Annotated in this window: 10 protein-coding genes; 1 reads left to right on the plus strand and 9 read right to left on the minus strand. The window is 62.7% G+C overall.

Annotated features, from left to right (window positions below; translation table 11 throughout):
* Positions 1–50: 50 nt before the first annotated feature.
* On the minus strand, positions 51–4,019 hold the full coding sequence (locus FJ543_RS03950; RefSeq protein ID WP_140873863.1) for a DUF5801 repeats-in-toxin domain-containing protein: 3,969 nt from the start codon (positions 4,017–4,019) through the stop codon (positions 51–53).
* Positions 4,020–4,854: 835 nt separating this feature from the next.
* Between FJ543_RS03950 and FJ543_RS03955 the strand changes: the two genes are divergently transcribed.
* Positions 4,855–5,091 carry a hypothetical protein gene (locus FJ543_RS03955; RefSeq protein WP_041163447.1) on the plus strand — a complete coding sequence of 79 codons (237 nt, stop codon included), beginning with the start codon at positions 4,855–4,857 and terminating at the stop codon, positions 5,089–5,091.
* A 184-nt stretch (positions 5,092–5,275) separates the two neighbouring features.
* Here FJ543_RS03955 and FJ543_RS03965 read toward each other — a convergent pair whose 3' ends face one another.
* The 8 genes from FJ543_RS03965 to FJ543_RS04000 are packed head-to-tail and all read right to left on the minus strand — an operon-like array spanning position 5,276 to position 11,795.
* The gene (locus FJ543_RS03965) at positions 5,276–5,692 is read right to left on the minus strand and encodes a c-type cytochrome (RefSeq protein ID WP_015317831.1); all 417 of its coding nucleotides are present in this window, start codon (positions 5,690–5,692) and stop codon (positions 5,276–5,278) included.
* Positions 5,673–6,551 (minus strand): cytochrome c oxidase assembly protein, encoded by an 879-nt coding sequence (locus FJ543_RS03970; protein WP_140873865.1) that lies wholly within the window; start codon positions 6,549–6,551, stop codon positions 5,673–5,675. The genes FJ543_RS03965 and FJ543_RS03970 overlap by 20 nt, the downstream gene beginning before the upstream one ends.
* On the minus strand, positions 6,548–6,889 hold the full coding sequence (locus tag FJ543_RS03975) for a hypothetical protein (protein WP_140720409.1): 342 nt from the start codon (positions 6,887–6,889) through the stop codon (positions 6,548–6,550). The genes FJ543_RS03970 and FJ543_RS03975 overlap by 4 nt, the downstream gene beginning before the upstream one ends.
* Positions 6,889–7,494 (minus strand): cytochrome C oxidase subunit III, encoded by a 606-nt coding sequence (locus FJ543_RS03980; RefSeq protein WP_140720411.1) that lies wholly within the window; start codon positions 7,492–7,494, stop codon positions 6,889–6,891. The genes FJ543_RS03975 and FJ543_RS03980 overlap by 1 nt, the downstream gene beginning before the upstream one ends.
* A complete protein-coding gene (gene ctaD, locus FJ543_RS03985) occupies positions 7,491–9,467 on the minus strand; it encodes a cytochrome c oxidase subunit I (RefSeq protein ID WP_140873867.1) in 1,977 nt (658 codons plus the stop codon). The genes FJ543_RS03980 and ctaD overlap by 4 nt, the downstream gene beginning before the upstream one ends.
* Complete coding sequence (coxB, locus tag FJ543_RS03990; RefSeq protein WP_140873869.1) at positions 9,464–10,477, minus strand: cytochrome c oxidase subunit II; 1,014 nt, start codon at positions 10,475–10,477, stop codon at positions 9,464–9,466. Before coxB ends, ctaD begins: the two co-directional genes overlap by 4 nt.
* Positions 10,474–11,007 carry a c-type cytochrome gene (locus FJ543_RS03995; RefSeq protein WP_140720414.1) on the minus strand — a complete coding sequence of 178 codons (534 nt, stop codon included), beginning with the start codon at positions 11,005–11,007 and terminating at the stop codon, positions 10,474–10,476. The genes coxB and FJ543_RS03995 overlap by 4 nt, the downstream gene beginning before the upstream one ends.
* On the minus strand, positions 11,004–11,795 hold the full coding sequence (locus FJ543_RS04000) for a substrate-binding domain-containing protein (protein ID WP_224621993.1): 792 nt from the start codon (positions 11,793–11,795) through the stop codon (positions 11,004–11,006). Before FJ543_RS04000 ends, FJ543_RS03995 begins: the two co-directional genes overlap by 4 nt.
* Between the last annotated feature and the right edge of the window lie 23 nt (positions 11,796–11,818).

Here is an 11,818-nt window from a genome sequence, read left to right on the forward strand (position 1 = left end):
CGGCCGGTGTGAAACGGGGACAGCTGATGCCGCCCCCGTCGGGTCTGGTGTCAGGCGATGTCGACAAGGATGTGCTGCATCGCTGTGTGATCGGCGTCCGCGTCCGCCACCTGGAAAGCGAAGTCGAGGTGAGCGTCCGGCGTCTGCGTCACGGTCGAGGTGAAGCCGATATCCGTGATCTTCAGCACGTCGTTGTCGACGGGGTCGAAGTTGACCAGACTGGCGGTCGTGTTGCTCCCACCGCTAGCGCCGGTCGCTCCGTTCAAGTCGATTGCCTGGCCGGTGATGCCGTTGCCGGACTGCATGATCTGAACGCCTTGCAGCGAGTAATGTTCGCCGGCCGCGTTGTAGTCGTTCTGCTCGATGATCACGAGGCCGTCATTGTTGTCGAGTGTGAACTCGCCATTGTAAGGGGCCGGCACCTGACCCTTCTTGAAGATGTCGGAGTTCGAGACATAGACGGCCCGTGTGATCTCGTTTGTGCCGTCGGTCAGGTCGAGGATTAGCATCAGGTCTTCGCTGTTGCCGATGCCGTCGAACTTGATGGCCATCGCGCCGGCCGTCGCGGTCGGATCGGTAGCCTCGGTCTGGATGCCGACACTGCTGTCGAAGAACCGCAGGGTCAGCAGTTCGCCTTTCTGGATCGTGTCGCCGGCGACACCGTTAGTGCTCTGGGTGGCAGAAACCCAGGTTTCATTGCTGTTGCTGACCATATCGTGGGTACCGGCCGTCGGCAGCGAGTTGAACGTGGAGTCGCCGGAAGACCCCTCTCCATTATTCGTCAGGCTGAACGGATGGCTTCTGTCGATCAGGTTGCCGGTGAACTGCACGTAAAAGTCTTCGTCGGCCGCCGTGCCCGGGTCATCCGCCTGCAACTTCTCCACCACGATCGGAGGGTGGCCTGCATTGCTCAAGGGCTCCTTGGACAGGAGTTGGCTGGTGTGAATCACGTCGAAAGTGAAGCCTTCGAGTGGGTCGGTCAGGGTGATAGCGTAAGTGTCGTTGACCTTGTCGAAGACGAGGGTGCCGCCCGCCGTGCCGGTCTGGAGCCCGGCAGCCGAATCCTTGTCGTAGGTGAAGTTGAAGTTGAATGTTGCGTTGGTGTCGGTCTCCGATGCGAGCGTCACATCCGGGGTGAGGACATTGCCGCCGCCACCGCCGACGATCGTGCCGCTCAGCCCGATCTGGACGCCGGCAAGCGCGCCGTTCTGATCGACAAAGTCGGAACCGCCGCCGGTGTAGAACGCAGCCGGGTGCGCATCGGCGCCGATGTCGTAGCCGAAGGCTCCGGAGGCGGATGCATTCAGCGTGTTGGCCAGGTTTTCGTTCTGGATACCCGCGGTACCCGGGTCGCCGTCGAACGGCACGGTGATCGTTGGCGCGTCGTCCTTGAAGATGAGGCTGGTGCCGATATTGACATGGTCCGAGGCCTGATCGCCGTCACCATCGGTGATGGTGGCGGTCAAAGTGACAAGATTATCAGCCGCCAAAGTTGTTGCCTGGTCCGGTCCGGAGTCGGGCGAATGCATGACCGCACGTTCCTGGTCGAGGGTCACGTTGCCGTCGGCGGCCACGCTCACCGTGAATACCACGGCGCCCGCGGCCGATCCGGCCCGGCCAACCACCTCGCCGCTTTCGACGAAGAGCAGAATCGACAGGCCGCTCAAGGTGTCTGTCAGGCCGCTGACGTTGGTGACCTGATTGATGTCGAGCGTGTAGCTCATGGCACCGCCATCCGCACCGGCATGCGGGGTAAAGACAGCCGCGAAATCGGCGGCGTTGCTGCCGAGGCTCGACTCGTCGACGGTTAGCGTCGGCTCGGTGCCGGTCGTCGATATGCTCGGCCCGTCATCGTGGAAGTTGAGGTTCTGGCCGATGTTGAGCGTTGCCGACTGGTGGTCACCGTCCTTGTCGGTAACGGTTGCGGTGAGCTTGACCAGGTTGTCGGCGGAAAGCGTGGCATTGTCATTGGGGTCGTTGGGGTTCGAGTGGACCAAGGCACGTATCTGGTCGAGGGTGACGTTGCCGCTGGCGTCGACGGATACCGTGAAGACGAGGTCGCTGGTGCCGGAGGTGCGGCCCTCGACGACGCCGCCGGCAGTGACCGACAGCACGACCTCCTGGTTGGTCGCAGTGTCGATCAACCCGGTCGAGCCGGCCGTGACGGCGAGCGCATAGGTGACCGCTCCGGCGCCGTCGGCGCCGTAGACCGGGCTGAAGTTGGCGGCAAAGCTCTTGGTGTCGTCGGTCCCAAGAACCGTCTCGTCGACGGTTAGCGTCGGCTCGGTGCCGGTCGTCGATATGCTCGGCCCGTCATCGTGGAAGTTGAGGTTCTGGCCGATGTTGAGCGTTGCCGACTGGTGGTCACCGTCCTTGTCGGTAACGGTTGCGGTGAGCTTGACCAGGTTGTCGGCGGAAAGCGTGGCATTGTCATTGGGGTCGTTGGGGTTCGAGTGGACCAAGGCACGTATCTGGTCGAGGGTGACGTTGCCGCTGGCGTCGACGGATACCGTGAAGACGAGGTCGCTGGTGCCGGAGGTGCGGCCCTCGACGACGCCGCCGGCAGTGACCGACAGCACGACCTCCTGGTTGGTCGCAGTGTCGATCAACCCGGTCGAGCCGGCCGTGACGGCGAGCGCATAGGTGACCGCTCCGGCGCCGTCGGCGCCGTAGACCGGGCTGAAGTTGGCGGCAAAGCTCTTGGTGTCGTCGGTCCCAAGAACCGTCTCGTCGACGGTTAGCGTCGGCTCGGTGCCGGTCGTCGATATGCTCGGCCCGTCATCGTCAAAGTTGATGAAAGAGCCGACCTCCTCGGTATGGCCATTGGTGTTTTGCGCCGTGAAATGGAACTCGGTGATGTCACAGCCTTCGTTTGCATCGACCCCCGTAACCGTCAGCCGATCCATGGGATTGCTCGTGGTGATGTTGACGGTGGTGACGTTGTCGAGGCCGGTGATGGTTACGGTGCCTGTGCCCATGCCGCTGACGGTGACGTTGCCGCTTCCCGTGGCATAGGTGCCATTAGCGGTGATCGGCGACGCAAACCCGGATGTGCCGGTCAGCGTAAGGCTGGCGATAGGCGCGGGGGTGGTGGGGCTGCCGTCATAAAAGTTCAAGCCTTGCTCGTTGCCCGTGACATTGACGGTGCTGATTTTGATGTCCACCCGCAAACTCGGATTGGAAGGCGTGATCTGGTTGATCGTAAACCCGGCCTGCGTAATGTTCTCGAGGTGGCCGCCGTACTGTATCTGCGAAGCGGTACCCGCGGCCAAGGTGCCGCCAGTCACGAAATCGACCTGCAACGCCTCAGCCGGATTGATGCTCTGGTTGTTGACGCCGAAGCCTTGTGTACTGACGTTGGCGGTGGCATTGGCCGCCCCGAGGAAACCTGTCACCAAAATCTGCTTCGTAGCGTCGCTTCCCGAATCGATCACATAGAAATCATGATTGCCGGGAGCCGCGTTCTGGCCCGAGAAATTAACCACCGAGGTTCCGGCGACCGATGCGAACACCTTATCGGTTAGATCGATGCGGTCGTCCGGGTTGGTCGCGTCCGGATGGTGCAACGGCACATACTCGACTAAGTAAAGGTCCGCGTTTGTGGCGCTCGTGGAGTCCAGACCAAACGAGAAGGCGAGGGGGCCATTCGCAACGGGCGCGGCAGACGGATCAGAGGTGCCGATGACACCGATCACGACGTTCGCATGCGTTGCGTCCTGGAACAGCCATATATATTTTCCGTCGTCAGTCTGAAGGTTGCTGTTCACGCCAACCGTGGTGGAGAACGGCGTGCCGGAAGCGTTTTGCGTAAGAACGATCGAGTTGATGGTTTCTCCGGCGCTCGCCGTGGCCCGCACGAAGTTAGCCTGGAATGCGGTTTCGAGCGGAGAACCGAGAGTCTCGAGATATTGCAGCGTCGTGTTGGTGCTGTACGGCGCAACGGCCGGGTTGATATCATTGTCTTGGAGGCCGGTCGTTTCGTCGATGATGATGTCTTGGGCGAGGATGTCGAGTGCCATCGGAATTCTCCCTGGTTATTGCGGCAGGCCCAAATCGGCCCCAACGCCGACAACCAGCCGCATGGGCGCGCATCCGCCGGTACGGCCGGCGCTACGCGTCCTCGTTAAAGAAAGTGGAGTGGTGGAATGGATCGGGGGTAGGGCGTCGAGGGCGTTCCAAGCCCTTCGCTCATGCCCCGGTCAGGCGTTCCCGCGCGGACGTGTCCTGCGCGCGTGGATCATCCGCAGCCGGCGGATGCTATCAGGCAACAAATAGGCCATGATGATGACCCCCCTCCCTTGGCACGCACGGATGTGCATGCCGTCCTCCTTTTATTAGCAATAGCTAAAAAGCTACTCCAATTTGTGGATAATTCAATATGCCTATTGCATTTTTGAAATTAATATGAATCTAAACCGATTCAAACGAGCATCGAACAGCCGTGAATCGCGGCAATGCTCGCCCGCCAAGTGTTTGAAATACAAAGAGAATGCAGTAGATTACAGGCTTTCCAAGCTGTTCGGTGATCAACACTGACCAGCCTCGGCAGAGAGCAACTAAAATCAAACATGCTGGAAGCAAAATTCGCTATGGATTGGACGGATCGGTATTGCCGGTTCTTCCGTCGCCAGTTGACGGCCCGCAGGCGAAGATCGACGTGGCCGATCCTCAGGTCGTCAATGAACTCCTATTCTCGCCCAACCTCTCCATCAATGAAACTGGCGCTCTCGATTCTGCTGCTTCTGTTGGTCCCGGGACGGTGACCGCCTCGACACCACGTCTCGTGCAGAGACCGGCAAGGTCGAGTTCGAGGTCCCCGGCATCCGCAGCGAGGGCGTCCAGGTCGACATCGAAATGGCACGCGACGGCGCCACTGCCTATGTCGCGCTCGGTTCGGCCAACCGGGTGGCCGAAGTGGATGCCAAGACGCTGGCGGTGCGCCGCCTCTATCTCGTCGGCCAGCGGCCGTGGCACTTGGCGCTGTCCGATGACCAGAAGCGCCTGGTCAGCGCTAAGGGCAATTCCGGCGACATCTCGTTCATCGATCTGGAGAATGAGGAGGTGGTGAAGTCGGTGGTGATCGGTCCATGAAGGCGCTGTCGCTCGAGGGCCGTTCAGTTCGGCGGTCGAACTGATACGCTTCACGCTCTATCTACGCTTTGATCCCGTTTCCGCCCTTGTCGTTCTCGCCTGCCTCGTCGTGTTTTTCCTGGCGGCAGTGGTCGGCTACGACCCCGGCCGCGGCCTGTGGTCCCGGGGCGGCGGCGAGGGCTGATCATTTCAGGGCGTAGAGGTAGGCAGCGATATCACGCGCCTGCTGCTCTGTGATCCCCGTCGATGGCATGGCCGTGTGCGGATTGATCTCCCTCGCCGCTCGTATCCAGCGGATCAGGTTCTCCGGATTGTTCGCCAGCACGCCGGCGATAAAGACCCGGTCGGCAAGGCTGGAATCGAGGCGCGGACCAACCTGGCCTTGTGCCCCCGGCACGCCGGGGATCGTATGGCATCCGGAGCAGCCGTTCGCGATCATGATCGGAATGGCGCGCGCTTCCAAGCCGCCGGTCGCCATGTCCGATTCGTGGCGAACACGATCGCGCCGGTCGGACCACAAGGTCGCTGCGGCGACTGCCGCGGTCAGCAGCAGGATCGCGGCGAGCGCGCCGCCCACCATCCTAGCCAGGCCGGAGCGCATGGCTTGCCTCCCTGATTCCGCTCTTACTTATCCAAAGGCCGGCAAGCAGCAAGGCGGCTCCGCCATAGATCAGGCCAGCCGGAACCCACATCACCAGTCCGGCGAGCTGCTGGTCCTCGATCGGGGTTAGACCCCAGAGCGCCGCACCGGCGGCATTCTGCGGGTACCAGAGTCTGGGCGACAACAGCAGCAGCACGCCGAGCAGACCGGTGTGCAGTGACGTGAAGAAGAGATGCATGACCGCGCTGCCATAGGCCTGCTGGCGGCCGGAACGCGGCAGAATCCCCCACCAGAACAGCAGGGCTGTGCCGAGGAAGCTCGCATGCTGGGCGTAGTGCAGCACGCCCTGCTGAAGCGCTGCCTCGAACAGGACGGGAACGTGCCAGATCCAGATCGCGATGCCGTGGATGGCGGTTGCGTTGAGGGGGCGGCTGGCAACGGTCCAGATCGCATGAAGAGTCCTGCCGTGCGTGAGCCTTCCCGTCCCTCGGCGAAGTCCGGTCGGCAATGCCCATATCAGGGCTGCGCCGGGGCAGGCGGCGACAAGGAGTGGCGCCGCTACCGCCATCAGCAGTTCATGCTCGATCATGTGGGCGGCAAACACCCGTTCGCCAAGCGCATGGATCGGGCTGACCAGCGCTCCGGTCAGCACGCCCCAGCCGGCGGTGAACAACAGAACTTGCCGCGTCCGCTCGGAGCGGCCCCGGCTGCTGCGGCGCCATAGCCGGCTCGCTCCGAGCGCATAGATGAGCGCGATTGCGGCCAAAGGGAGCGTGATGGGAAACGCAAGCGTCCATCCCGCTTCGGGCGCGCCGGCGCCATAGCAGATCGAGGTTGAGAAGAAGGCCTCGAAGCTCATCGCAGGCACTCGTCGAGAATGAGTGCGGCGCTGCCCTGCATGACGATGACAAGGGCAAAAAGCAAAGCCGCAAGAATGCCGAGATCGGCGACGAATTTCTCGGTGCCGCGCGTGCGCTCCGGCTTGAAAGCCGCGCCCCCTTGCCGCCGTGCCCGCCAAGAAAGCATGCCGCCGAGAAGTGAAAGGAAGGCCAGCAGCAATGCGATCGGAAGCACGACCGGAACCTGGCGATTGCACTGCCACGGAACAAGCGCGTAGTTCAGCTGCGTCGAGATTGCCCAAGCCAAAGGCCCCGACAAAAGACCACCCCAGGACATTCCCAACCGCAGCGCGCGCATCAGCCTAGCCTCGGTACCCAGTAGATGAGCAGGTAGATCGGGATCCAGGTGAGCACCACGAAATCCCAGTAAAAGACGTTGTCGCCCACATCGCCGAAGCGCCGGCCGCTATAGCCATGGCGTGTGAACATCAGCACCGTCAGCACGATCGTGTCGCCCACGTCGGTGATCAGATGCGTGGTGTGCAGTCCAAGCAACACCCAAAGCATCGAGCCGTAGGCGTTTGTGTCCCAATAGATATTCAATGCCGGGAACTCGAACCAGCGCACCACGAGCGGGGCGACACCGAACAGCGACATCACGACCATGCCGATCCGCACCGGTACCATTGCGCAATGCTCGGCGTAGCGATTGAGGATGTGGTTTGGCACCAGGCTGGCGATCAGCAACAGAGTGACGATCGTTCCCGGCCAATGGTTAGGTTCCGGGGCGCTCAGACGCCAGTTGGGCCATGACATCGCCAGATAGAGATAGGCGCCGGCCGCCAGCGCGAAGCCCGTCCCTTCCAATGCCATGAAGCCGAGCGTGCCCCACCAGGTTGGGCTGCGCGGACCATGGCCAAACGTAGGGAGGGCGGAAAGGTCGGTGACGGGCCGCTGGTTCATTCCTCGTCCTCCGGATCGCCCTTGGGCCAGAACCAGCCGAGCAGCGTGAGCGCGATCGGCATGGCGCCCCAGACGATCGCCCACGGCGTGAAGATCGAGTAGAGGAACGTGCCGCCCACGGCGATCGCCGCCAGCAGCGGCCAGATCGACGGCGTCGCCGATTTCTCGCGGATGTCGGGGTAGGCCTCCGCCACCGTCGAGATGAGCAACTCGCGGACATCGACGCGGAGTCCAGTTGCGACGGGAAGCGCCTCTCGTTCGGCCCACAGCGGCTCGACATTCGTCACGATCGGAATGCGCGAGAAATTGTAACTTGGAGGCGGGGACGAGGTGGCCCATTCCAGGGTGCCGGCATCCCAGGGGTTATCGCCGGCCGGAGCCCCTTTCAATGCGCCATGTATCAGGTTGAAGGTGAACAGCACGAAACTCAGGAAGAACAGCACCGCGCCGGCGCTGATGAACAGGTTGATGTTGCCCCAGCCAAGCTCCGCCGGATAGGTATAGACCCTGCGCGGCATGCCCCACAGGCCCACGAGATGCATCGGGAAGAAGGCCGCGTTGAAGCCGATGAAGGCCAGCCCGAAATGCCAGCGTCCGAGACGTTCGCTCATCATGCGCCCGGTGATCTTGGGGAACCAGAAATAGGCCGCGCCCAGCAGCGGGAATACCGATCCGCCGATCAGCACATAGTGGAAGTGGGCGACGACGAAGTAGGTGTCGTGCACCTGAAGGTCGAGCGGCACCGAGGCGAGCATGACGCCGGTTAGCCCGCCGATGACGAAGATGAAGAAGAAGCCGAAGACGAACAGCAGCGGCGTGCGGATCACCGGTCTGCCATCCCACAAGGTCGCCAGCCAGCAGAAGATCTGCACGCCATTGGGGATGGCGATCAGCATGCTGGACGCCGTGAAGAAGCTCGCCCCGAGCTTCGGCAATCCGGTTGCAAACATATGATGCACCCAGAGGCCGAACGACAGGAAACCCACCGCGATCAGCGACAGGACCAGCCCTAAATGGCCGAACGTCGGTCGCCGGGCAAAAGCGGGAATGATGGAGGAGACCATGCCCGTCGCCGGCAGGAAGATGATGTAGACCTCGGGATGACCGAAGAACCAGAACAGATGCTGAAACAGCAGGGCGTCGCCGCCCTCCGCGGGGTTGAAAATGTGGGTTCCGACAAGCCGGTCGAGAATGAGGAAGGTCGAGGTGATCATGACCGCCGGCATCGCGAAGACGACGACGAAGGAAGTGACCAGCAGTGCCCACACATAAAGCGGTATCTTGTCCAGCGACATGCCGGGCGCGCGTTGCTTGAACACGGTGACGATGGTGGCGACGGCGACCGCAAGCGACGACACTTCGGTATAGGTGATCATTTGCGCCCAGACGTCAGCGCGCTTGCCAGGAGAGAATTCCGGTCCGGATAGGGGCACATAGGCGAACCAGCCGACGTCCGGCGCCATGTTGAGGAGGAATGAGATCCAGGCAAAGGCCCCGCCCGAGACGTAGATCCAGTAGCCGAATGCATTGAGCCGCGGGAAGGCGATGTTACGGGTGCCGACCATCAGCGGCACCAGATAGATTCCCGTTGCCTGAACGATGGGCACAGCGAACAGGAACATCATGGTGACGCCATGCATCGTGAACAGCTGGTTGTAGAGGTCCGGCCCGATCAGCCCGCGCTGCGGCCCGGAGAGTTGGATTCGCATGGCGACCGCGTTCAGCCCGCCAAGGCACAGGAAGATGAAGGCCGTGATCAGATAGCGCCTTGCGATGACCTTGTGGTCGACGGCCGACAATGCTCCGATGATGCCGGGCGGCGTGCGCCATGCCCGCGTGAGCCAGTGGTGCAGGCTGGCATCGTCCATGCCAGTATCGCGCGGTCCGTCATGCTCGGGAGCCAGGTCGCCCTTGGTGGCGGTCTCGCGTTTCGGCGGCAGGTCGCGTTCGCTGATCAGATCCGCGCTGCTCATTTCAGACCCTCGAGGTAGGCGACGATGGCGTTGAGTTCGTCGCCGTTGAGCTCCACCACAGGCATGTGGGAACCGGGCTTCACGCCTTGGGGGTCCGCTATCCAGGCAGCGATATTGCCTCGGCTCATCGTCAACGTGCCGGCGGCGAGCGTGCGCCGGCTGGCAATATGCGTCAGATCCGGCGCGACGGTTCCTCCCGCTGGAGTGCCCCCGATCCTGTGGCACATCACGCAGGGACGCTTGAGGAACAGGTCCTCGCCAGCCTTGGCCTCGTCGCTCGCCGGAGGGCCAGACGGCTGCAACTGGTCGTTCCACCAAGCGTCGAACTTTTCCTTCGGCTCAGCGATGATGAAGGTACCCATGTTCGCATGCTGCGCACCGCAGAACTCGGCGCACTGGCCGCGATATACGCCAGGCTTGTCGGCCTTGATGTCGAGCACATTGATATGGCCGGGGATGAGGTCGAGCTTGCCGGAAAGGCTCGGCACCCAGAAGGAATGGATCACGTCCGTCGATGTCAGCAGAAGCCGTACGGGCTCCCCGGCGGGGATGTGGATCTCGTTCGCCGTGGTCAGGATGCGGCTCGGCGTGGCGTCTTCGTAGCGGACTTCCCACCACCATTGGTGGCCCGTGACGCGAATGGTGAGCGCGGCGTCGGAGCCGATCGCCGCAAGTGTCCTGTTGGCGAAGAAGCTCAGCAAGGTCAGTCCGACCACGATCACTGCGGTCAGCCCGACGGCGATCACGACAACGCGCAACTTTCGATGGTCGGCGCCGGCGTCGAGCACGAGCAGCTCGGCGCCGTCCCGCGACCGCATCATCAACGGTGTGGCAAGAGCGATCATCACCAGGACCCAGATCACCGCGCAAAGCGCGGTGAAAAACCAGATGAGCCATGCCAGCTCACTGGCAGCTGGCCCTTTCGGGTCGAGCGCTGATTGCCATCCCGCGCATCCCTGCAGAAACAAGACGCAGGCCGTGCCGAACCCGGTCGACGCAAGGCGCTTCACGGTGATTTCCCCAGCGTGGCTGCATCTGGCATGCGGTTTTCCGACGGATGCGGCATCATGTCGTCATTGCGTTGCGGCGCGGCGGACGAGGGTGCGTTGCCACTCAGCGAGCGAACGAAGGCGGCAAGCTCCCAAATCTGGTCATCGGGTATCTTGTCGCGGAAGCTCGGCATGCCTTTTGGCCGCCCATCGCGGATGGTGGCGTGGATGCTTTCGATCGAACTGCCGTAAAGCCATTTCTGGTCCATCAAGGCCGGCCCCATGCCGCCGCCGCCATTGGCATGACAGCCCGAACAGTTGAACCAGCTGAACAGGCGCTTGCCCTCGCTGAGGTGGAAGGCATTGGCCTCGAAGCTGGCTGCCTTGTTGTCGCTGGCCGAAGGCCGCTGTCCACCGGGTTCCAATGTGGTCACAGGCGCCGGCTGCTCACCCGATCCGAGCGAGGATTGCGGGCGCGTGTCACGCTCCTCGCGCTGGCATGCCGTAAGCGCTAGGGCCGTAAACAAGAGCATGGCGGCACCGTGCTTCATCGCACTGGGCTCCCCGGGCCATCGAGGCGCGGCACGCCATATTGCGACAGCAATGCGTCGATCTCGGCCTTGTGCCTGGCCAGCGCGCTGTTCACATCGCCACGCAGCGCATCGTCCTCGCGCCGAACGCCCATCGAGATGTCGTAGATCATGGGCAATTGCGGCCCGTCGATGCGAGGCGTGACGGGCGTGACGCGGAGAGGCACTTTCTGCTTGGCGGCGAAGTAGCCGGCGAGCGGGCCCCAGACGACGGCAAGATCGATGTCTCCGGTCGCCACTGCTTCGACGATGCGCGCCGGAGGGTTGGGTGCGGAGTAGTCGCCATAGACGGGATAGCCGACGAGATGCCCGACGATGCCGCGGCGGCCGAGCGCCTGGACGGGAGGCGAATTGGCCCCGTCGTCGCCGATGAGTTGCACGCCGATCCGCATGGCGCGCAGCCGCGGATCGTTGAAGGATGCCACATCCGGGCCGTCCTGGCGGGTGACGAAAACATAGGACGACCGATAATAGGGGGTGGTGGTGCGCAGCATTTCGAGATTGGCCGGCGTGCCGGGCACGAGATCGCAAAGGCCGGCCTTCAGCGTGTTGCGCACGAAGCCCCGGCGCTGTGCCCACCAAGTGTAGGTCAGTTTGGCGCCGAGATCGGCGGCCACGATCTCAGCGATCCTGTTCTCGAAGCCCTGACCGGCGGCGTTGGAGAAGGGCATGTTGTTCGGGTCGGCGCAGACCCTCAGTTCACGCACATTCGCTGTCGCCGGCAAGAGCAGCAAGGCGAGGGCGGCCATGCCGGTTGCCATCCGCTGGAGCG

The organism is Mesorhizobium sp. B2-5-7, from assembly GCF_006440875.1.
Classification (GTDB): Bacteria; Pseudomonadota; Alphaproteobacteria; order Rhizobiales; family Rhizobiaceae; genus Mesorhizobium; species Mesorhizobium australicum.